The sequence below is a fragment of the Sphingomonas cavernae genome, assembly GCF_003590775.1.
Lineage (GTDB): Bacteria > Pseudomonadota > Alphaproteobacteria > Sphingomonadales > Sphingomonadaceae > Sphingobium_A > Sphingobium_A cavernae.
Genome location: NZ_QYUM01000003.1, coordinates 425,564 through 445,361 on the forward strand (window position 1 = coordinate 425,564; position 19,798 = coordinate 445,361).

Sequence of the window (19,798 nt, forward strand, 5' to 3'; positions counted from 1 at the left end):
TTCGGCTCACCAGCGTGTGACGAGATTATCCAGCGACAGCGGACGCTGATAAGAGACGTCGCTCTTGTCGCGTGTGCCCATTGTGTAGCCCTGCTCTGTGAACCTTGGATTGTGGAGGATCGAAGCATCACCCGCGATCAGCGTATCGACGGTCGAGCGACGAAGCGCGATCCGCCATTCGCCGTCCCTGCGCTCAACCCGGTCAATGTATCGACCGTTTATGATGCGCGCGGTCTTGCCGCCACGATCGAGCAACGACACCATCACATAGCTTTCACAATGCGCGACATCGCCGTCAATCTCGCAAAGATGCGTCGTGATGTTGTGCAGATGCTGGTCCGAACCCGCTGCATGGACCATGTTGGACCATTCGGCATATTTCGGGCCGGGGTTGATCGCATAGCCATGCTCATCCACGCCATCCTCATGATAGGCGCTCGTGAGCAGATCGACGTCGTGCCGGTCATGGCCGCGGGCATGGCGCGCAACGAGATCGACGATCGCCTGCCGATCCTTCAGATACGCCACGTCCTTGCGCAACTGTTCCAGTTCATCCGCATTCATCGTGAGAAACTCCGTGAAGTGACTGATCTTCCAGTGCGCCGCTAGCGAAGCACGACCGGATACTGGGCGCGCGGCGCGACCTTGTGCGTATCGCGGCAGGACCGTGGCTGACGTCCCGGACCGTCGGTAAGACCATATTGAACAGCCATTTCGGCGCCGATCACGGTCTGCCCGCTCAGCTCCATCAGTCCCGGGTCGTTATACAGCGCCCAGATCACGTGCCCCGTGAATTCGGGTGTTTCGGACGCCGCCTCGAGGTCCCCGTATTTGACCGGATCGGAGGCGATCACCATCCGCAGCCGGTCGGTCAGCAGCGCCCCCATCCAGATCGACAGGGCTGCCACACCAAAGGGTTTCAGATCGACCGCCATGTCGGCCGCGAACTTGTCCATGCCCGCCTTGTGCGCGCCATAGGCCGGACCGAAGGAATAGTGCACCGCGCCGGAGGCGGAAGTGAAGATCATCAGGCCATGGCGGCGGGCGACCATCAGGGGCGCTGCATAATAGCTGGCCATGTAACTGCTGCGCAGGCCGACATCGAGCATGTCGACGATGCCAGCGGGCTTTTCCCAGAAATTGCCCGGCGCAGTCAGCGCGTCATGCAGCGCACAGGCATTGTTGACCAGAATATCCAGCTTGCCCTGTTCCTGCCCGACCTGCGCGAACAGCGCCTGCACCTGTTCGTCGTCGGCATGGTCCACACGAACCGCAATCCCTTTGCCTCCGGCTTCGGTCACGGCCTGCGCGGTTTCGTAGATCGTGCCGGGCAGAACGTGATCGCCCGCCTTTTCCGAACGGCCGGTGACATAGACGGTGCAGCCATGGCTGCCGAGTGCGATTGCGATGCCGCGTCCGGCACCGCGACTTGCGCCCGTGATCACGGCGACCGGGCTTCGATCCATCAGCATTCTCCTTTTCGGGCGTGGAGCCTTCGCGAATGACCCGCGCCCGCCATTGTCAACGCACAGGCCTGATGCCGCGCGCAGCGATCAGCGCGATCGGCAGGCCGACGAGGATGAGGTGACAGAAGAGCTGGCCCGCGATCGCCCTGGGATCGTGCGGCAGCGGCATGGCCGGCCACCGCAGCGGGCGGACGATCCAGTACATGATGAGCCAGAGCAGCAGGCCGTAGCCAAGCCCCGCCGTCACGGGATTGCGAAGCAGCGCGGGGATGCGCGGCGCGATCGTCATATAGGCGAGTACCATGCAACTCATGATCGCGAAATGGACGAGAAAGCCGGCGAGCGCATAAGCGGGATTTGCGAGGGCGGCATCGCCGAGCGGCCCGCTGGCGACGAACTGAAGGACGCCGACGGGGCCGGTCCCCGAAAGGCCCGAAAGAATGAACGCTGCAACGAGGTCGAGTGTGCCGGCGACCGCTATGGCAGTGATGACGGGTTTCCGCATTATATCCTCCCCATTTTGGCGGGGAGGTTCGATCGACGCGGTGATCAAGTCAATGGCAGCCCTCCCCCACGCAGGGGCGGGGAGGGCGCTCATTGCTCTCACGTCCTCGCGGCTCACTTTTTCGGCAGCGCAACCTCGGCCTTTGCGGTGGCCAGGATGGTGCCGAGCTGGTTGGCCATCTTGCAGTCGATCTGCACCACCTCACGGCCTTCCTCATCGACGAACTTGTCGACGATCGTGCCGGTCATGACGGTGATATCCCCCGTGAATGCAGGCCCGCGATAGGATGCGACCGAGTGGACGACCATGCCCCATTCGCCCGCCCAGCCGGCGAGATAGTCGAGAATCCACGCACCCATCGAAGCGCCATAGCCATAAGCACGCGGCATGCCGATGAAGCGTGCCCAGCGCGGGAACAGGTGGCCGCGCGAGGGGCCGAAATAGGCGCCGTCGGTGAACTCGGGATTGATCCGCTCCATCACCGGGTCATTCTCATGCCCCGCCATTTCATCGACGAAGCCGAGCGCGGCGAGGTCGAGATCGGTGCGGCGGTGCGTCCCGCCCCAGATGGTGAAGAGATAGGCGCGCCATTCGGTGGTGAAGCTTGCGATGCTGTGCGGACCGAACACGCGTTCGGGCAGCGCGTCGCCGACATTCACATCGTCCCAGTAGCGCTTGCCGTGCTCCAGATCGTGGATCATCTGGATCCACTGGAACTTGCGCTCCTCAAGCTCCTTGAGCTCGGTGTCGCTCCATTCCGGGTCTTCCGTCCCCTCCATGGTCTCGTCGGAGGTTTTTTCGCGGCCAGCCTCCGCCAGGTAGCGGATCGCGGTCGAGCGCTGCTTTGAGATCAGCTCGCCATTCTGGTTGTAATAGTTGTTGTCGCCGCGCTGGAAGCAGGTCGGGCCGGCGAACTTGGTGTCCTTGACGACATAGTCGAAAGGGATGCGCTCATTGTGCACGACGTCGCCGCCTACGATGCGGGGGCCGTAGAACCACCATTCGTCGCCGCCAAAGAGCAGGTGCGAATTGGGAATGGCACCGACACAGGCGGGACCCGCGCCATGGCCGTCGTCCATGGTCACCGCGAAGCTTTGCGGCGCGACCAGCTTTCCCCAGCGACCCTCCGCCGCATAATCGGCATCATAGTGCAGCCGGTTCGCATAGTGCATGCCCTGCGCCCAGCGGCGGATATCGTTGTTGTGGATCGGTTCGCGCATGCGCGCGGGCTGCATCGGCTTGCCGAGATACTGATCGATGTCCGAACAATCGAAGATGGGCTTGCTCACGGGTCGGGTATCCCTTTGGTGGAATCACTGCGCTGAAATGCTCAACCTTCCTTTGATCCGCGTGCCGATGGAGGCAACAGCGTGCTTTGGTTGATGCCGCCCCAGCCAAGCGTAAAAGGCGCAGGTCGGACTACCGGGACACGGCGATATCTCGCTATTTTCCGGGACTTTCGCGGTCCTCGCCCGGTGCTCATCGCCGCACCGATGTTTGGCAGAAAGGGGCCGGATCGCGTCGCCATGCGTGTTGATCGGCTTCAGCCGATGCGGCGGATGCTCAGGATCCTGATCGGCTGCTTGATGTGCTGGCCGATGGTGTTGGTCGAGCGGCCGCCGGGCCAGGTGGGCGCGGCGAGGATGCGGCGGACGATTGGCATGCCGCTGACCACGCGGCCAAAGGCGGCGTAGCCGGGCTTGCCGGGGCCGGCGTCGAGATAGGCGGCGGGGCCGACGGTGATGAAGAAATCGCCCATTGCGCTGCCCGGCGCGTTGCGCGCCATCGAGAGCGTGCCGTCGACATGCTTGATGCCCGTCTGGCTGGTCGGTTCATGGTCGATCGGCCAGCGCGCCTTGCGGACCTTGCTGTCGATGCCACCCTGGACGAGCCCGCGCTTCGGATCGCTCTTGTTGCGCGCGGCGCGGTAGAAGCTGGTGTTGTCGAAGCGCTTTTCCTCGGCATAGGCGAGGAAGTTCTTCGCGGTGATCGGCGCGCGCCTGAGGTCGAGCTCGGCGACGATCGGGCCGATGCTGGTCTCGATGCGGACGCGTGCGGTCGATTGGGCGGATGCCGGCGCAGGGAATGCGCCGAAGACCAACAGCAATGCGAGAAATAGCCGGGCAACGGAATGGATCAAAAGACCCTCCGTTCGTGTCGAGCGAAGTCGAGACACGCCTTCCGGAAAATGCTCGACGTATCCGCCGCATTCGGCATCGTCCCTCGACTTCGCTCGGGACAAACGGGTTAGGGGTGTTACTCGAATGCCCGTCAAGCCAGCGCCGCGTCAGCGCCCATCAGATTGGGGAAGAAGTCCTCATGCGCCTTGCGGAGCGTATCGAGCGAGACTTCGTCGCCATTCAGAATGCTCACCGCCTGGCCGCCCGTCTCGCCGATCGGGAGCGCGGGGATGCCCAGTGCGTTGGCCGCGGCGCAAAGCGCGGGGGCGTCGCTGGTGGTGACGAGGTAGCGGCCCTGATCTTCGCCGAAGAGCCATGCCGTCGGCGCAGTACCTTCGGGCAGGCCGATCTCTGCGCCCATGTTTCCAGCGAGTGCCATCTCGGCGACCGCGACGAGCAGGCCGCCGTCGGAAATGTCGTGCACCGCACTGAGCGTGCCCGCCTGAACCTGCGCGCGGACGAAATCGCCTGCGGCCTTTTCGGCCGCCAGATCGACTGGTGGGGGCGCGCCGTCTTCGCTGCCGTGAACCTCACGCAGCCAGATCGACTGGCCGAGATGGCCTTCAGTCTTGCCGATCAGCACGATCGCTTCATCCTCCGCCTTGAAGGCGACGGTGGTCATCACGTCGATGTCCTTGAGAAGGCCGATGCCACCGATCGCGGGGGTGGGCAGGATCGCGCTGCCGCCCCCGGTGGCCTTGGACTCGTTGTAGAGCGAGACGTTGCCCGAGACGATCGGGAAGTCGAGCGCGCGGCAGGCTTCACCCATGCCTTCGAGGCAGCCGGTGAGCTGCGCCATGATCTCCGGACGCTGCGGGTTGGCGAAGTTGAGGCAGTTGGTCACCGCGAGCGGGGTGGCGCCAACCGTGGTGATGTTGCGATAACACTCCGCAATGGCCTGCTTGCCGCCCTCATAGGGATCCGCATAGCAATAGCGCGGCGTGCAGTCGGTGCTGATCGCGATGCCCTTTTGCGTGCCGTGAACACGCACCACCGCGGCGTCACCGCCCGGGCGCTGCAGCGTGTCGGCGCCGACCATGTGGTCGTACTGCTCCCAGATCCAGCGCCGCGACGCCACGTCGGGCGAGCCCATGATCCTGACAAGATCGGCGACGATGTCGGTGCTCTCGGGTACGTCGCCCAGCGGCTTGACGCCCGACCAGGCTTTGTACGCGTCGCGCGGCATTGCGGGGCGGTCATAGAGCGGTGCGTCGTCGGCGAGCGGGGCGAGCGGGATGTCGCACACCGTCTCGCCATTGTGGACGAGCACCATATGGCCGGTGTCGGTGACATGACCGATGACCGCGAAGTCGAGCTCCCATTTGCGGAAGATGGCCTCGGCGAAATCCTCGCGGCCGGGCTTGAGCACCATGAGCATGCGCTCCTGGCTTTCCGAGAGCATCATCTCATAGGCGGTCATGCCGGTTTCGCGCTGCGGCACCTTGTCCATGTCGAGCTGAATGCCGACGCCGCCCTTCGAGGCCATCTCGACCGAGGAGGAGGTGAGACCCGCTGCGCCCATGTCCTGGATCGCGACGATCGCGTCGGAGGCCATGAGTTCGAGGCACGCCTCGATCAGCAGCTTTTCGGTGAAAGGGTCGCCGACCTGGACGGTGGGGCGCTTTTCTTCGGTGTCCTCGCCGAAGTCCGCCGAGGCCATCGTTGCGCCGTGGATGCCGTCGCGGCCGGTCTTGGAGCCGACATAGACGATCGGATTGCCGACGCCCGAGGCGGCCGAATAGAAGATCTTGTCGGTGTCCGCGACGCCAACGGTCATCGCGTTGACGAGGATATTGCCGTCATAGGCGGGGTGGAAGTTAACCTCACCGCCGACGGTGGGAACGCCCACGCAATTGCCGTAGCCGCCGATGCCGTGGACGACGCCCGAGATCAGGTGGCGCATCTTCGGATGGTCGGGCCGGCCGAAGCGCAGCGCGTTCATGTTGGCGATCGGACGTGCGCCCATGGTGAAGACGTCGCGGAGGATGCCACCCACGCCCGTCGCCGCGCCCTGATAGGGCTCGATATAGGACGGGTGGTTGTGGCTCTCCATCTTGAAGATCGCGGCCTGGCCGTCGCCGATGTCGACCACGCCCGCATTCTCGCCGGGGCCGCAGATGACCTGCGGACCTTCGGTCGGCAGCTTCTTCAGATGGATGCGCGAGGACTTGTACGAGCAATGCTCGGACCACATCACCGAAAAGATGCCCAGCTCGGTAAGGTTGGGCTCTCGGCCCAGCGCGTGGAGCACGCGCTCATATTCCTCGGGGGACAGGCCGTGCTCGGCGACGATCTCGGGGGTGATTCCAGACATGGCGCAGCCCCTAGCGCCAGTACCGCAAATTGTCAGCAGCAAATGCTCCGGTCGCCGCGCACTGCTTGCGCTTGTCATCTCCCGGTTCGATCCTGCGCCCAGTTCGACTCGGCCGGGGGGCGAATGAGGAGAGAGCCATGAGCGTTTCACCGATTCCCGAAGGCTATTCCAGCGTAACGCCCTATCTGACGCTCGACGACGCCAATGCAGCGATCGAATTCTACAAGAAAGCGTTCGGCGCCACCGAGGTGTTCCGGATGCCGATGGGCGACAAGATCGCGCATGCCGAGATCAAGATCGGCAATTCGCACGTCATGCTGTCCGACGAATGGCCCGACATGGGCATGCTCAGCCCCAAGGCGCGCGGCGGGACGACGGCGAGCCTGATGATCTATCTGGAGGGTATCGACGCGGCCTTCGATCGCGCGATCGCGGCGGGCGCGACTGCCGAGCGGCCGCCCGAGGACCAGTTCTGGGGTGACCGGATGGGGACGCTGGTCGACCCCTTCGGCCATCGCTGGTCGCTGGCGACGCATTTCGAGGACGTGCCCCCCGACGAAATGGCGCGGCGGATGAGCGAGATGGCGCCCGCCTGACCTGATAATAGAAAAGGGCCGGTCGGATTGCTCCGCCGGCCCCTTTTTGAATGCTGGTTGGAAGTCGCCGGCCGCGATCAGGCCTTGCAGCTCTGGCTGCCCTTGCCGGGGAGCGTGATCGTAACGCTGGGGCCGCTGCCTTCAAGCGAATAGCCCTCGGCGATCATCGGCTTGCCGGCTTCCTCAGCCTTGACCTGCGTCGGCGCGGCGCTCTTGTCGAGGCGGATGTTCGCACTCTTGTCGTCCGACAGGAAGTCGACATAGACGAGCGTGTTGTCCTTGCAGCGATAGGTCTTGCTTTCCTTCATCGAAGGAGGAAGCTCGACGGGCGCGGCATTGGCGAGTTCTGCGGCCATGTCGTCCTGCGGACCGCCACCGGTGACGGTTTCGGGCTCGGTATTGCACGCGGCCAGCGCAAGGAGCGCAGAGGCTGCGGCGACGGGGAGGATTGAGTGCATTTTCATAACAAGCGAGACGCTTTGCCCTTGTGAGGGGCCGCGTCAAGCATGGTTGTGTTACAAACTGAAAATAAACCGTATCTTACAACTTGTCCGGACGTGAAAGCCGGGTGTTGAGGGTCAATCGTGAAATTCGCTGGCCTCGGGAATGCGGCCAAAGGCGATTCGCGTTCCAACCCGATCGGCGCGGCCGCCACTCATCGGGCCGACGCTGACCGCGTGGCGTCCGAATTTCTCGTTGATCCGGTCCATGGCGCGACTGAGCGAAAGCGTCCGCGTTTCCCGGGCGAGCGGATCATCCGGATCAAGCGCAGCAAAGAGCGAGTCCTGCTCGCCCTGGACAGGCTCGATCTCGGCGAGCGTCACGCCGATCATGCGCAATCGAAAGCCGCCGGGCCGCGCGCGCCCTTCTGCTGCGAGCTTCGGCCAGAGCGCGTCGAGCGCCGCGAGGATCGCGAAGCTGTCCTGCGTGGGCGCGAGCTTGCGGCTGATCCTGACCGTGCTCTTGTCGTCCTCGAACTTCGCATGGAGGACAAGCAGCCGGCTGCGATAGGCATTGCGGCGCAGCCGGCTCGCGGCCTTGAGCGCCAGCCGTCGCGCGGTCAATCGCGCTGGCTCGAGCCCGCGTTTCGAGGGGGAGAGTACGTGGCTGTGCCCGATCGTGCGGTGCTGCGTCGGTTTTTCGGGAAGGTCGACGCCGTGGAGCAAATACCAGAGCCGGTCGCCGTTCACGCCGCCCCATGCTCCCCCCGCATCGCGCGGCCGGCGCGCGCAGAGCTGCGCGATGTCGTTGACGCCGTGCTGCGCCAGATGCTTCTCCATCTTCGCACCGATCCCCGATATCGCGCGCAGCGGCAGCGGGAACAGCCGCTCCGGCAATTCTTCGGCCCGCAGAATCGTGAGACCGTCGGGCTTCTGCATGTCCGAAGCGAGCTTGGCGAGGAGCCGGTTGGGCGCGATTCCGATCGATGAGGTGAGGCATTCGCCGATATTGTCGCGGATGCCTGCCTTGATCCTGAGTGCGAGCGCACGCGCGGCCTCGGCGCTGTTCTCGTTGTCGAGCAACCGGCACGCAACCTCGTCGATCGAACAGACATGCGTGACCGGTATATGCTTCCACACCTCTGCGACGATCGCGTCGTGGAACTCGACATAGCGTTGGTGCTCGGGGGCGACGATCAGCAACTCGCGGCACTTGCGCCTGGCCTCCCAGACGGGCGTCCCCGTGGAGATCCCGTACTTCTTGGCCTCATAGGATGCCGCGATCGCGACAGTGGTGTCGCTGGCGACGGGCGCGACGATGACGGGCTTGCCCCGCAGCTCCGGATTGAGCTGCTGCTCGACGCTCGCGAAATAGCTGTTCAGGTCGACATAGAGCCAGCGCAACGGCCGTGGCGGAAAGGCGGGGGCGGATTCGGGCATCGGCTGTAGAACATATAATGAACGCGGGCCGGCGTCCAAGCGAAGTTGGCGATGACCGCCCCGGTTCGCATTTTCCCGCGGATCGTGAAAGAAAGGTTGGCCAGCGAAGACTCGGGAGACGATGATGCCGGCTCAGCTTAACCACACGATCGTCTGGTGCCACGACAAGATGCAGTCCTCTGCGTTCGTCGCCGACATCCTCGGCCTGCCCGCACCAAGACAATTCATGCATTTCCAGGTCGTCGACCTCGACAACGGCGTCTCGCTCGATTTCATGGAAAAGGAAGGCGATGTCGCCTTGCAGCGTTACGCCTTCCTGATCGGCGAGGACGAATTCGACACGGTGTTCGAGCGCATCAGCGCCGCGGGTCCCTATTGGGCCGACCCGCCGTGCTCGAAGCCCGGCGAGATCAACCGGCATGACGGTGGGCGCGGCGTCTATTTCGCGGATCCGAACGGCCATCTGCTCGAGGTCATCACGCGGCCCTATGGGTGAGAGGCAGGCAGATCGCGCGAACGAGCCAGTGCGTGCAAACTCCGGCTAAACCGGGTTGCAAAAAAGCCTTGCTTGGCTGAGGCCCTGTTTACGCTTGGCTAGGGGCCAGACAGATCATTCCTGATTTCGGCAGTCAAATCGCCCTCAGCGACCGCAGTAAGTCCGGCGCCGATGCTGCCGACGATCAAATCCACCTGCACCTCCTTTGCTGTCTCGGCGGCGCGCAACTGATCGCGAAAGTCAGCCATCGCCTTGGCCATGGTGCTGGCGCGCCGCCCATATGCCCGTGCCGCCGCATAGCAGCATGAGCGCAACCATAGCGATGCCGGCGACCTGCGCGGCCCGGTTCAGTGAGGTAATCATTTCGTTTCCTCGACAACGAAGAAACCCCTTGGCGTCGGCAAATACAGGCCGGGCGAAAGAGTCGGGGGAACGCGCGATCTGCAATCTCACGAGCATTATAGGCGGCTGCGACCCGGCCCGGCGTGCGCGACCTATAATTGGACGAGAACAGCTCAGGATCGTCCGCCATGAAGATGTCTCGTCTTGCCGCTTGCGCCGCCCCATTGTCGCTCCTGCTGTGTTCGGCACCGGCGATGGCGGGGGATGCGGTTGAGTTCGACGTCACCTATATTGCCGACCTGATGAGCGTCTCGGGCAACGGTGATGGCGCCCGGTTGAGCTATCTCGACAACCTCGACCTCACCGCGACTGCGGATCTGGATGCGTTGCTCGACTGGAATGGCGGTACCGCGCACGTTCATGTGCTCAACAATCTGGGCGGCACGCCCAATGATCGCGCAGCGACGCTCCAGGGCGTCGACAATATCGAGGTGGGGCACCAGAGGTTGCGCGTGCTGGAGGCATGGATCGAACACGCGCTGGGATCGCGGACAACGGTGCGCACGGGACTCTACGACCTTAACAGCGAATTTTACGCCAACGATGCCGCGGGGCTGCTGATCGCCCCCGCCTTTGGTGTCGGATCCGAGATCGCCGCTACCGGGCCCAATGGCCCGTCCATCTTTCCGTCAACCGCTCTTGCACTGCGTGTCGATCAGCGTCTGGGTGAGCAAGGCTTTGTGCGCGCTGCGGTGCTCAATGCTTCGGCACGGACGCTGGGCGATCCCGACGGCGTCGACCTGAGTTTTGACAATGGCGTCCTGTTGATCGGCGAAACGGGGATCAGCGCGCGGGGCAAGATCGCGGCGGGAGCATGGACCTACAGCCGTCGCTATGACGATATCCGCGCTATCAATGCGGCGGGCGATCCCGTGCGTCGCCGAGCACATGGCGCCTATATCGTTGCCGAGTATCCTCTCGATAATCCCGATGACGTGTTTGCCATGAGCGCGTTTGTCCGTGCGGGCGTGTCGGATGGGCGGACAACGCCGTTTCGCGGCGGGTGGCAGGCGGGATTGCTCGTCGCGCATCTGTTTGCAAACCGCCCTGACAGCGCTTTTTCAATCGGGGCCAACCAGGCCTATCTGTCGCACGGTTTTCGTCGAAATTTGCGTGATGAGGGTATCGATGCCGCGGATGCGGAAACCGCATTCGAGGTCACCTATTCCGATCGGATCGCGAACTTCCTGACGCTTCAGCCCGATTTGCAACTGATACTCGACCCCGGCGGGGATCGCGGTCGTCAGGCCGCGATCGTATCGGCGCTGCGAATGATCGTCGCGTTCTGAGGCGGCCAAAACCGCGACTACGCCATACCCCCAAAAAGCCTTGCTTGGCTGAGGCCTTTTTTGCGCTTAGCTAGGGGCCATGACGATCATTCCCGACACGCTCGCGCTCATCGGCAACACCCCTCTGGTCCGGCTGAAGGGGCCATCGGCAGATACGGGCTGCGAGATTCTCGCCAAGTGCGAATATGCCAATCCCGGTGCGTCGGTGAAGGACCGCGCGGCGCTCTACATAGTGCAGGACGCCGAGGAGAAGGGACTGATCGGGCCAGGCGGTACGATCGTCGAGGGGACCGCGGGCAATACGGGCATCGGGCTCGCGCTCGTCGCCAATGCCAAGGGCTACAAGACGATCATCGTCATGCCCGAGACACAGAGCCGCGAAAAGATGGACACGCTGCGCGCATTGGGCGCCGAGCTCGTGCTCGTCCCCGCCGCGCCCTATTCGAACCCCGGCCATTTCGTGCACACGTCCCGGCGTATTGCGGAAGAGACCGAGAACGCGCTCTGGGCCAACCAGTTCGACAATATCGCCAACCGCAAGGCGCATATCCTGGGCACCGCCGAGGAGATCTGGGCGCAGACCGGCGGCAGGGTCGACGGCTTCACCTGCACTGCGGGCACGGGCGGCACGATTGCGGGGGTCGGCATGGGGCTCAAGGCCAAGAACGAGGACATCGTCATCGCGCTCACCGATCCATATGGCGCCGCGCTCTACAGTTATTATGCGTGCGGTGAACTGAAAGCGGAGGGATCTTCGGTCGCGGAAGGCATCGGGCAGGGGCGGATCACCGCCAATCTGGAAGGCGCGCCGATCGACACGCAGTTCCGAATTTCGGACGCCGAAGGGCTCGAATGGGTGCACCGGCTGCTTGAGGAAGAGGGACTTTGTCTCGGGCTTTCCTCGGGGATCAATGTCGCCGGTGCGGTTGCGCTGGCGAAGCAGATGGGACCGGGCAAGACGATCGTGACGATCCTGGCGGACACGGGATTCCGCTATCTTTCGACGCTCTACAATGCCGATTGGCTCGATGCGAAGGGCCTGAAGGTACCTGCATCGCTGAGGGCGGGATAAGCCTCCCTGCGCGCTGACACGTCCCGCGATCGCCATAGGGATCGGGCCGAAAGTCGCGAAAGTTGCGCGTGTGGACCCGATGGCGGACGCCAGTTCCTCCCCGGTACGGGGAGGTGGCAGCCCGGAGGGCTGACGGAGGGGCTGCGCCGAATTGTCAGGTTTCGCGCCAGCCCCTCCACCACGCTTCGCGTGGTCCCCCTCCCCGTACCGGGGAGGAACTGAACGGCAGAAAACCACGCCATCCCGGACCTCCGCGCTTATCGTTGAACGGCCCGGGCGTACCGACTTTCCTAGCTTTTTCGAAAGGTTCGACAAGCGCCATCACCTTCGTTAATAATGTCCTCCGTGAACTCGGGTCCGCAAGAGAGTGACAAGCAGGAGCGGCTGCAGCGCGTGCGCATCGGCGTCACGGGGCTGGCGGCGGTGTTCCTTGTCGTGCTGAGCGCTGGCGCGATCATCAGTTCCGCAAGCGACGAGGCGCCCGTCCAGCAACAAGCCAATGTCGAGGCGCCGATGGGGCTTCCCGACATCGTTGGAGACAATCTGGCGCAGGAGCCGCTGCCGCAGGAGCCGCTCGCTGAACTGGGCGTTGCGCCCTCCACGGCATCCAACGAAAGCGGCGTCACCGCCGACGCGGCGGGCAAAGGCCCCTGATCGGGCACGCGCTTCCGCGCATTCTGCTATGGGCCGGCCTGCTGGCGCTGGTCGAACTGCTCGTGGGCGCGGTGATGGGACCACTCGCCAATGGCCGTGCCGAGCCCGGCGCCTTTCTGGCGGCGCGATCCTGGTTGCTGCTCATCCTCGTCTTCTGGTTGCGGCCCGAGCGCTGGCCTGTCCGCTGGGCGGCGGGCGTGCTGGGGATCGTGCTCGCGATTGCGGGACAGGCGCTGTTTCTCGGGCTGCTCGGCGCGCCGCTGTCCGGCGAGGCGGTGCTGCGGCAGGCGGGACGCGCGCTGCTCGTACTGCTGGTGCTCGATCTCGTCATTCAGGTGGGGCAACTCGTCTGGCTCAAGGCGGGTGGTCTGATCGGCGGGGTGGCGGCCGTTGTGCTGGTGGCGTCGCTTGGCCCCGTCGCGCTGATCGGAAAGCCCAAGGTCGACAAGGACATGATCGCGCTGCGCCCGTCGTTGGCGCTGGTCACGGGCCTCCCGCTGGTGTGGGGCGAAGGGGACATCAACGCGACGTTGCGCGGCAGCCGCGGCCCCGCCCAATCCTATCGCTGGCTCGAGCAGAACTTCGCGATATCGGTGCTTGACCGGATCGACCAAGAAGCCCTCAAGCGCCACAGTTTGCTCCTGCTCGCCCAGCCGCGCGCGCTGCAACCCGAAGAACTGGTCGCGCTCGACGCATGGGTGCGGGGCGGGGGCAAGGCACTGGTGCTCGCTGATCCCTCGCTGCGCTGGCCGAGCCAATATTCGTCGACCGATCCGCGCGCGCCGCCCGCGGTTTCGCTGCTCGATCCGTTGCTTGATCATTGGGGGCTGCGGCTCGACCTGATCGACGTGCACCGTAACAGGCAGGTCGAGACGGTCGAAGTGGCGGCCGCCGGCAATCGCTGGAAACTTTCGGTGCTGGCGCCGGGACGTTTCGTGCTGACCGGAAAACTGTGTACATTGCAGCAGGAGGGGCTGTTCGCACGATGCGCGATCGGTAAAGGCAAGGCGCTCCTGATCGCGGATGCGGACCTGATGGCGGATCCGCTCTGGGCGGGCGAGGGCGCTGATGGCATTTCACGCGAAAGGCGCTCGGCAGACAATGCGCCGCTGCTCGGAATGCTGCTCGATGAGCTTTCGGGGATTTCGCGGGACATGAGCGGGGAATGGGTGCCATGGATCTGGACCCCTGGCACTCCGCTGGTTGCGTTGTTTGCCGGCGCAATACCCGGCTTGATTAGCCTTTCATTTGGCTTGGGCAGGGTTTTTCTTGTTCGGAGTCGCCGGGTTTGACTTGACCGCGACTCCGGGAACTTGCCCATCAACTCTGGAACATAGTATGAACTCTTGGGGTTGGGCGGGTGTACGTAGAATTTCACGCCATAATTTATCTAATAAAATCAATGCACTATAAGCTATCCCCAAAAATCCCCATAAAACCCCTTTATTCCCCGCGGCTCCCCTGATACCTAAAAGGGCGCAAAGGCGGGCGTTTCCCACTGCAAATCGCGAATCCCGAAAGATTGGCGAAGGCCGTTTTTCGGGCTGGGGAAACGTGCGCCTGAAATGGGGCGGAATACAGGGACGTGAACACGAGGCGGACATATCGCGGTTTCGGGCTGAGTGGCATCGACGGCAAGGGCCGCGTCGCCATCCCCGCAAAGCTGCGCGCCACGCTCGAGGTCAATTCCAACAACGAACGTGTCATCGCCCTCTCGCGCAGCCGGACCTCGCCTTGCCTTACCGGCTATGACCTGCCCTTTGCCGATATGCTGCCCGATGTCCTCGCCCAGGAAATGACGGAGCAGGAAGGCGGCGCCAAGCTCAGCCGCGAGAACCTCAACCGCATGGCCTTTGGCGTGGTCGAGGACGTGCCCTATGACGCGAGCGGCCGGCTCGTCATCCCGCCCTTCATGCGCAAGCTCGGCCAATTGGAAGACCTCGCCTTCTTCCACGGCTCGGGCCACATCATCGAGATCTGGAACCCGCATGTGCTGCTGAAGGCCGATGACGTGCCGCCGATGCTTGTCGAGCTCGTCCAGTTCCTGCTCGAAGAAAAGGGCATGAAATGAGCGCCGCGCCGCACATTCCTGTCCTGCTCGATGAAGTGATCGCGGGGCTCGCGATCCAGCCGGGCGAGGTGCATGTCGACGGCACCTTCGGTGCGGGCGGCTATACGCGCGCGATACTGGCGAAGGGCGCCAGGGTTTACGCTTTCGACCGCGATCCGGATGCGATCGCGGAAGGGGAGGCGCTCGTGGAGGAGGCGAAGGGACAGCTCAGCCTCGTCCCCGAGCGCTTTTCACGCATGTTTGAAGCATTGGCCGAGCGGGGGGTCGGCGCGGTCGATGGGGTCACGCTCGACATCGGGGTATCCTCGATGCAGCTCGACCGCGCCGATCGCGGTTTTTCCTTCCAGGCTGACGGTCCGCTCGACATGCGGATGGAGCAGGAGGGAGAAACCGCGGCGGACTTTGTGAATGGCGCCGACGAGGCCGCGATCGCCGACGTGCTTTATCATTTCGGCGAGGAACCGCGTTCGCGCCGCGTGGCGCGCGCGATCGTCGCAGCACGCCCGATCACGCGAACCGGCGAGCTGGCGAATGTCGTCCGCAAGGCGCTGGGCCACAAGCCGCACGACAAGAAGGATCCCGCCACGCGGACCTTCCAGGCGATCCGCATTCATCTGAACCGCGAGCTCGGCGAACTCGAGGACGGCCTTCAGGCCGCCGAGCGCGTGCTGAAGCCTGGCGGACGGCTTGCGGTCGTCACCTTTCACAGCCTCGAGGACAGGCTGGTCAAACGATTTCTGCGCGAGCGGAGCGGCGCAACGCCGCAAGGGTCGCGCCATTTGCCCGAAGCGTCGAAGGAACGGCAGATGCCGACCTTCGACCGGGTCGCGAAGCCGGCGCGTGCGGGGGAGAGTGAGGTCGCGCGTAACCCCCGCGCGCGCTCGGCAACCTTGAGAGTGGCGCACCGCACGGCGGCCGCGCCGAAGGGAGGGGCGGCATGATCGCCAACAGATTCAAATCGGTCGGGCGCGTTCTTGGCGGCGCAGTCGCCGCGATGGCGCTGTATCTGATCACCTCGCAGGTCGCCGCCGAACGCACCGAGCTTGAGCGCGTCAATCGCCAGATTCTGTCCGCCAAGAAGGACATCCGCCGGCTTCAGACCGAGCTCGCGACGCGCGCCAATCTGCGACAGCTAGAGCGCTGGAACGGCGAGGTTCTGGCGCTGACCACGCCCGATGCCGACCAGTTCCTCTCGGGCGAAGTGCAGCTTGCCTCGCTCGATCGTTCGGGCATCACGCCGGGTCCGCGCTATGCGCCGACGACGATGGTGACCGCGATGGTGTCGATCCCCGATGAGGTGCTGCCCGCGGCTGCACCTGCCAAAAGCGATGCGGCCGAGCGGCGAGAGATGGCGGCCGAAGCGGTCAAGCCCGAGAAGAAGCCCGCTTCGAACGAGCAAGCAAAGAGTACCCCGGCGAAGGCCGGGGTCCAGCGTGCAGGGACTCCCGTACCCCGGCCTTCGCCGGGGTACGCCGAACGGAAAACTTCATCTGCGCCCAAGGCCGACCCCAAAAAGGCCGAGAAGGAAAAGAAGCTGGCGAGGCTTGAAGACAAGCTGCTCGACGACCGGCTGATGGGTGAGATCGCGAAAAAGGCGCGCGCCGAGGGTGGCGGGAGACGTAGCCAATGACAACCCTCGTCGCCCGGCCGAATCGCGTTCGCGACGCCGGGCAACGGTATCAGTGGCTGGCGACTGCGCATCTGCGCCTGATGGTGCTGATGCTCGTCTTTTTGGGTGTTGGCAGCCTGATCGGGCTGCGCCTTACATGGCTCGCGGCCTTCGGCGATCCGCCGGCGACTACCTATACCGGCACAAGCTATATTCCCGTGCGCGGCGATATCGTCGATCGCAACGGCGTCACGCTCGCAAGCACGATGGATGCCTGGTCGGTGGGCGTGCATCCCGGCCGTCTGCTCGGGGATCCCGAGGATCTCGCGCCCAAACTCGCTGCGCTCATGCCCGAACGCAGCGAGGCCGAATATCTGGCGATCCTGCGCTCCGGGCGCAGCTTCACCTATCTGCGCCGGCGCGCGATGCCCGAACTGGTTGCGCAGGTGAATGCGCTGGGCGAACCCGCCATGGCATTCGCGCGCGAGCCCGAGCGGCTCTATCCGCAGACGACATTGGCCGCGCATGTGCTGGGTTATACCGATTTCGACGGTCGCGGGGTGACGGGGGTCGAGCGCGCGCTCAATGCGCGCCTGACTGACCCGGTCAAGCGCGCCGACGCGGTCGCGCTCTCGATCGACAGCCGCGTCCAGGCCGCGATGGAGAGCGAACTCTTTGCCGCGATGACCAAGCACAGCGCTATGGGAGCGACGGGGCTGGTGCTCGATGTCGACAGCGGTGAGGTTCTTGCGCTGGCGTCGCTGCCGGTGTTCAATCCCAACAAATTCGGCAAGTCACCCGCCGAGGCGCGGCGCAACAACGTGACGCAAAGCGTCTATGAACTCGGCTCGACATTCAAGCCGTTGACGATCGCGCAGGCCATGGACACCGGGATCGTGACCTCGATGGCCAAGCGCTACGACGCGACCGCGCCGCTCGCGATCGGCCGTTTCCGGATCAAGGACGATCACCCGCTCGGTCGCTGGATCACGGTGCCCGAGACGCTGGTCCACAGCTCCAACATCGTGACCGCGCGGATCGCCGACGAGATGGGGCAGGCGCGGATGGAGGATCTGTTCCGCAAACTGGGCTTCAACGAACCGCCGCATATCGACCTGAAGGAAAAGGGGCGCACCCTCTGGCCGCATAATTGGGGGCGCTCAACGACGCTCACCACTTCCTATGGTCATGGTATCGCGGTGACCCCGCTGCACCTCGCCAGCGCTTATGCCGCGCTGGTCAACGGCGGTATCTGGCGTCCCGCGACGGTGATGAAGCTTGAAAAGGGATCTGCGCCCGCCGGGCGCCGTGTGTTCACCGAAGCGACGAGCATTCGCATGCGTCAGTTGCTGAGGCTGATCGTCACCGAGGGCACCGGCCGGCGCGGCGATGCCGCGGGCTTCCGCGTGGGCGGCAAGACCGGCACCGCCGAGAAACCCGGTGCTGGTGGCTATTCGCGCAGCGTCAACGTCTCGACCTTTGCCGCGGCTTTTCCTATGGACCGCCCGCGCTACGTCGTGATCGCGATGCTCGATGCGCCGAAAGGAACGTCCGACACGTTCGGCTTCACCTCGGCGGCATGGACCGCGGCGCCCGTGGTGTCCAAGGTGATCGCGCGGACGGGGCCGATGCTCGGCGTCATCCCCGATGCGCACAAGGATGTCGATCTCGCGGACCTCGCGCCGCTTATCAAAACCGACAAGGAGGAATGATGCGGCTTGGTGCGCTTACCGGCGGGAATGAGGATTCGGTCGTCACGGGTTTCGCGATCGATCACCGCAAGGTTGCGCCTGGCACGGTCTTCGGCGCCTTTCAGGGCGCCGCCTTCAATGGCGAGGATTTCATCGAACAGGCCGTCGCCGCGGGGGCGGTAGCGGTGGTCGCGCGGCGCGCGGCGCGTGTGGATGGCGCGGTCCACATCGTCGCCGACGAGCCGCGCGCCACCTTCGCGCAGCTTGCGGCAAGGTTCTTTGCGCCGTTCCCCGAAACGGTGGTGGCGGTGACGGGTACCAACGGCAAGACTTCCACCGTCGAACTCGCTCGCCAGCTCTGGCGGATGACGGGCAACAATGCCGCCTCGATAGGAACGCTGGGCGTCACCACCGCCGACGATCAGGTCACGACGGGGCTGACCACGCCCGACGTCGTGACCTTTCTGTCCAACGTTGCGGGATTGAAGCGCGAAGGCGTTACGCATCTCGCCTTCGAGGCGTCGAGCCACGGACTTTCTCAATATCGCACCGAAGGGCTGCCCGTCGCCGCGGGCGCCTTCACCAATCTCAGCCGCGATCATCTCGACTATCACGGCGACATGGCGGCGTATTTCACTGCCAAGCTTCGCCTGTTTTCGGAGGTGATCAGCGACGGCGGGGCCGCGGTCATCTGGGCCGATGACCCTGAATCCCCAAAAGTGTTCGATCTGGCTCGAGAGCGGGGGCTCCGAGTGCTGGGTGTGGGCGAGCGTGGAGACCTTCTCCGGTTGATCTCGCGGTCCCCCACTCAGTTAGGTCAGGTCCTGACGGTTGAGGCGGCGGGCCAGTCCCACCGCCTCAATCTTCCCCTGATCGGAGCCTATCAGGCCGCCAATGCGCTGACCGCCGCTGCGCTGGTGATCGCTTGCGGTGGCGATATCGAGCAGACGCTTTCCAATCTGCAGCGCGTTCAGGGGGTGCGCGGGCGCCTCGAGCGCGCCGTCATCACCAGGGCGGGCGCGCCCGTCTATGTCGATTATGCGCACACGCCCGACGCGATCGCCGCGGCGGTCGAGGCACTGAGGCCGCATTGCAAGGGGCGACTGATCCTCGTCTTCGGCGCGGGCGGCGACCGCGATCAGGGCAAGCGTCCCGCCATGGGCAAGATCGCGGTCGAAATGGCCGACCATGTGATTGTGACCGACGACAACCCGAGGACAGAGGACCCCGCGGCTATTCGCCGCCAGGTGCTCGATGGCGCGATGGGCGCGGTCGAAATCGGAGGGCGGCGCGACGCGATCGCGGCCGCAATCGCCGAGGCCGGCCCCGACGATCTCGTGTTGCTCGCGGGCAAGGGGCACGAGCAGGGCCAGATCGTGGGCGATATGGTGCTGCCTTTCGATGACGTTCAGGTCGCGCGCGAGTGTGCGGCATGAGCAGTTCACATCTATCTCAAAATACGTTCGGGCTGAGCTTGTCGAAGCCCTGTCCTTCCTTGGCGTCGGGGAAAAAAGGAAAGGCAGTCCTTCGACAAGCTCAGGACGAACGGGGGTTGAATATCTGCGCCGCTTTC

Annotated in this window: 21 protein-coding genes; 11 read left to right on the forward strand and 10 right to left on the reverse strand. The window is 64.3% G+C overall.

The genetic code is table 11. The annotated features are described in order from the left end of the window. Positions 1-6: 6 nt before the first annotated feature. The 6 genes from D3876_RS09755 to purL form a co-directional block, all read right to left on the reverse strand. Entirely contained in the window at positions 7-564 is a 558-nt protein-coding gene (locus D3876_RS09755) for a nuclear transport factor 2 family protein (RefSeq protein WP_119761770.1), read from the reverse strand. 41 nt (positions 565-605) lie between these two features. Next, on the reverse strand, positions 606-1,466 hold the full coding sequence (locus D3876_RS09760; protein ID WP_119763679.1) for an SDR family NAD(P)-dependent oxidoreductase: 861 nt from the start codon (positions 1,464-1,466) through the stop codon (positions 606-608). A 55-nt stretch (positions 1,467-1,521) separates the two neighbouring features. Next, positions 1,522-1,971, reverse strand: coding sequence for a hypothetical protein (locus D3876_RS09765; protein WP_119761772.1), 450 nt, complete (start codon positions 1,969-1,971; stop codon positions 1,522-1,524). Positions 1,972-2,084: 113 nt separating this feature from the next. Beyond that, on the reverse strand, positions 2,085-3,260 hold the full coding sequence (locus D3876_RS09770) for an FAS1-like dehydratase domain-containing protein (RefSeq protein WP_119761774.1): 1,176 nt from the start codon (positions 3,258-3,260) through the stop codon (positions 2,085-2,087). Between the two features lie 254 nt (positions 3,261-3,514). Next, a complete protein-coding gene (locus D3876_RS09775; RefSeq protein ID WP_119761776.1) occupies positions 3,515-4,111 on the reverse strand; it encodes a peptidylprolyl isomerase in 597 nt (198 codons plus the stop codon). 131 nt (positions 4,112-4,242) lie between these two features. Next, positions 4,243-6,465, reverse strand: a complete 2,223-nt coding sequence (gene purL, locus D3876_RS09780) for a phosphoribosylformylglycinamidine synthase subunit PurL (protein WP_119761778.1) — start codon at positions 6,463-6,465, stop codon at positions 4,243-4,245. 137 nt (positions 6,466-6,602) lie between these two features. On the opposite strand from purL, the gene D3876_RS09785 reads away from it, so the two are divergent. Further along, positions 6,603-7,061 carry a VOC family protein gene (locus D3876_RS09785; RefSeq protein WP_119761780.1) on the forward strand — a complete coding sequence of 153 codons (459 nt, stop codon included), beginning with the start codon at positions 6,603-6,605 and terminating at the stop codon, positions 7,059-7,061. A gap of 77 nt (positions 7,062-7,138) precedes the next feature. Here the strand turns inward: D3876_RS09785 and D3876_RS09790 are convergent, their stop codons facing one another. Together D3876_RS09790 and D3876_RS09795 are read right to left on the reverse strand one after the other, a co-directional pair. Then, positions 7,139-7,519, reverse strand: coding sequence for a hypothetical protein (locus D3876_RS09790; RefSeq protein ID WP_119761782.1), 381 nt, complete (start codon positions 7,517-7,519; stop codon positions 7,139-7,141). A gap of 120 nt (positions 7,520-7,639) precedes the next feature. Beyond that, positions 7,640-8,941, reverse strand: a complete 1,302-nt coding sequence (locus D3876_RS09795; RefSeq protein ID WP_119761784.1) for a Y-family DNA polymerase — start codon at positions 8,939-8,941, stop codon at positions 7,640-7,642. Positions 8,942-9,065: 124 nt separating this feature from the next. Between D3876_RS09795 and D3876_RS09800 the strand changes: the two genes are divergently transcribed. Beyond that, a complete protein-coding gene (locus tag D3876_RS09800; protein WP_119763681.1) occupies positions 9,066-9,437 on the forward strand; it encodes a VOC family protein in 372 nt (123 codons plus the stop codon). 98 nt (positions 9,438-9,535) lie between these two features. On the opposite strand, the gene D3876_RS20485 is transcribed toward D3876_RS09800, so the two are convergent. Together D3876_RS20485 and D3876_RS21035 are read right to left on the reverse strand one after the other, a co-directional pair. Beyond that, positions 9,536-9,697, reverse strand: coding sequence for a hypothetical protein (locus D3876_RS20485; protein WP_182911973.1), 162 nt, complete (start codon positions 9,695-9,697; stop codon positions 9,536-9,538). Further along, complete coding sequence (locus tag D3876_RS21035; protein ID WP_274378978.1) at positions 9,678-9,800, reverse strand: hypothetical protein; 123 nt, start codon at positions 9,798-9,800, stop codon at positions 9,678-9,680. Before D3876_RS21035 ends, D3876_RS20485 begins: the two co-directional genes overlap by 20 nt. A 167-nt stretch (positions 9,801-9,967) precedes the next feature. Here D3876_RS21035 and D3876_RS09805 point away from each other — a divergent pair, with 167 nt between their 5' ends. The 9 genes from D3876_RS09805 to D3876_RS09845 all read left to right on the forward strand — a co-directional run bounded on the left by D3876_RS09805 (position 9,968) and on the right by D3876_RS09845 (position 19,661). Next, positions 9,968-11,128 (forward strand): carbohydrate porin, encoded by a 1,161-nt coding sequence (locus D3876_RS09805; protein ID WP_238475320.1) that lies wholly within the window; start codon positions 9,968-9,970, stop codon positions 11,126-11,128. 79 nt (positions 11,129-11,207) lie between these two features. Then, positions 11,208-12,200 (forward strand): cysteine synthase A, encoded by a 993-nt coding sequence (locus D3876_RS09810; protein ID WP_119761786.1) that lies wholly within the window; start codon positions 11,208-11,210, stop codon positions 12,198-12,200. Between the two features lie 345 nt (positions 12,201-12,545). Beyond that, a complete protein-coding gene (locus tag D3876_RS09815; protein WP_238475321.1) occupies positions 12,546-12,854 on the forward strand; it encodes a hypothetical protein in 309 nt (102 codons plus the stop codon). Between the two features lie 74 nt (positions 12,855-12,928). Next, a complete protein-coding gene (locus D3876_RS09820; RefSeq protein ID WP_147417633.1) occupies positions 12,929-14,146 on the forward strand; it encodes a Gldg family protein in 1,218 nt (405 codons plus the stop codon). Between the two features lie 293 nt (positions 14,147-14,439). Beyond that, on the forward strand, positions 14,440-14,925 hold the full coding sequence (locus D3876_RS09825) for a division/cell wall cluster transcriptional repressor MraZ (RefSeq protein WP_119761790.1): 486 nt from the start codon (positions 14,440-14,442) through the stop codon (positions 14,923-14,925). Then, positions 14,922-15,866, forward strand: coding sequence for a 16S rRNA (cytosine(1402)-N(4))-methyltransferase RsmH (gene rsmH, locus D3876_RS09830; RefSeq protein WP_119761792.1), 945 nt, complete (start codon positions 14,922-14,924; stop codon positions 15,864-15,866). Before D3876_RS09825 ends, rsmH begins: the two co-directional genes overlap by 4 nt. After that, positions 15,863-16,555, forward strand: coding sequence for a hypothetical protein (locus D3876_RS09835; RefSeq protein ID WP_119761794.1), 693 nt, complete (start codon positions 15,863-15,865; stop codon positions 16,553-16,555). The genes rsmH and D3876_RS09835 overlap by 4 nt, the downstream gene beginning before the upstream one ends. Further along, complete coding sequence (locus D3876_RS09840; protein ID WP_119761796.1) at positions 16,552-18,246, forward strand: peptidoglycan D,D-transpeptidase FtsI family protein; 1,695 nt, start codon at positions 16,552-16,554, stop codon at positions 18,244-18,246. The genes D3876_RS09835 and D3876_RS09840 overlap by 4 nt, the downstream gene beginning before the upstream one ends. Next, entirely contained in the window at positions 18,246-19,661 is a 1,416-nt protein-coding gene (locus D3876_RS09845) for a UDP-N-acetylmuramoyl-L-alanyl-D-glutamate--2,6-diaminopimelate ligase (protein ID WP_119761798.1), read from the forward strand. The genes D3876_RS09840 and D3876_RS09845 overlap by 1 nt, the downstream gene beginning before the upstream one ends. The last annotated feature ends 137 nt before the right edge of the window (positions 19,662-19,798 follow it).

What these genes read in the sequence shown, in the direction of transcription:
- purL (WP_119761778.1), bottom strand. Translation starts at nt 6,465, where the DNA reads ATGTCTGGAATCACCCCCGAGATCGTCGCCGAGCACGGCCTGTCCCCC.
- D3876_RS09785 (WP_119761780.1), top strand. Translation starts at nt 6,603, where the DNA reads ATGAGCGTTTCACCGATTCCCGAAGGCTATTCCAGCGTAACGCCCTAT.
- rsmH (WP_119761792.1), top strand. Translation starts at nt 14,922, where the DNA reads ATGAGCGCCGCGCCGCACATTCCTGTCCTGCTCGATGAAGTGATCGCG.
- D3876_RS09840 (WP_119761796.1), top strand. Translation starts at nt 16,552, where the DNA reads ATGACAACCCTCGTCGCCCGGCCGAATCGCGTTCGCGACGCCGGGCAA.
- D3876_RS09810 (WP_119761786.1), top strand. Translation starts at nt 11,208, where the DNA reads ATGACGATCATTCCCGACACGCTCGCGCTCATCGGCAACACCCCTCTG.
- D3876_RS09755 (WP_119761770.1), bottom strand. Translation starts at nt 564, where the DNA reads ATGAATGCGGATGAACTGGAACAGTTGCGCAAGGACGTGGCGTATCTG.
- D3876_RS09820 (WP_147417633.1), top strand. Translation starts at nt 12,929, where the DNA reads ATGGGACCACTCGCCAATGGCCGTGCCGAGCCCGGCGCCTTTCTGGCG.
- D3876_RS09790 (WP_119761782.1), bottom strand. Translation starts at nt 7,519, where the DNA reads ATGCACTCAATCCTCCCCGTCGCCGCAGCCTCTGCGCTCCTTGCGCTG.
- D3876_RS09805 (WP_238475320.1), top strand. Translation starts at nt 9,968, where the DNA reads ATGAAGATGTCTCGTCTTGCCGCTTGCGCCGCCCCATTGTCGCTCCTG.
- D3876_RS09800 (WP_119763681.1), top strand. Translation starts at nt 9,066, where the DNA reads ATGCCGGCTCAGCTTAACCACACGATCGTCTGGTGCCACGACAAGATG.
- D3876_RS09765 (WP_119761772.1), bottom strand. Translation starts at nt 1,971, where the DNA reads ATGCGGAAACCCGTCATCACTGCCATAGCGGTCGCCGGCACACTCGAC.
- D3876_RS09760 (WP_119763679.1), bottom strand. Translation starts at nt 1,466, where the DNA reads ATGGATCGAAGCCCGGTCGCCGTGATCACGGGCGCAAGTCGCGGTGCC.
- D3876_RS20485 (WP_182911973.1), bottom strand. Translation starts at nt 9,697, where the DNA reads ATGGCCAAGGCGATGGCTGACTTTCGCGATCAGTTGCGCGCCGCCGAG.
- D3876_RS09845 (WP_119761798.1), top strand. Translation starts at nt 18,246, where the DNA reads ATGCGGCTTGGTGCGCTTACCGGCGGGAATGAGGATTCGGTCGTCACG.
- D3876_RS21035 (WP_274378978.1), bottom strand. Translation starts at nt 9,800, where the DNA reads ATGATTACCTCACTGAACCGGGCCGCGCAGGTCGCCGGCATCGCTATG.
- D3876_RS09835 (WP_119761794.1), top strand. Translation starts at nt 15,863, where the DNA reads ATGATCGCCAACAGATTCAAATCGGTCGGGCGCGTTCTTGGCGGCGCA.
- D3876_RS09795 (WP_119761784.1), bottom strand. Translation starts at nt 8,941, where the DNA reads ATGCCCGAATCCGCCCCCGCCTTTCCGCCACGGCCGTTGCGCTGGCTC.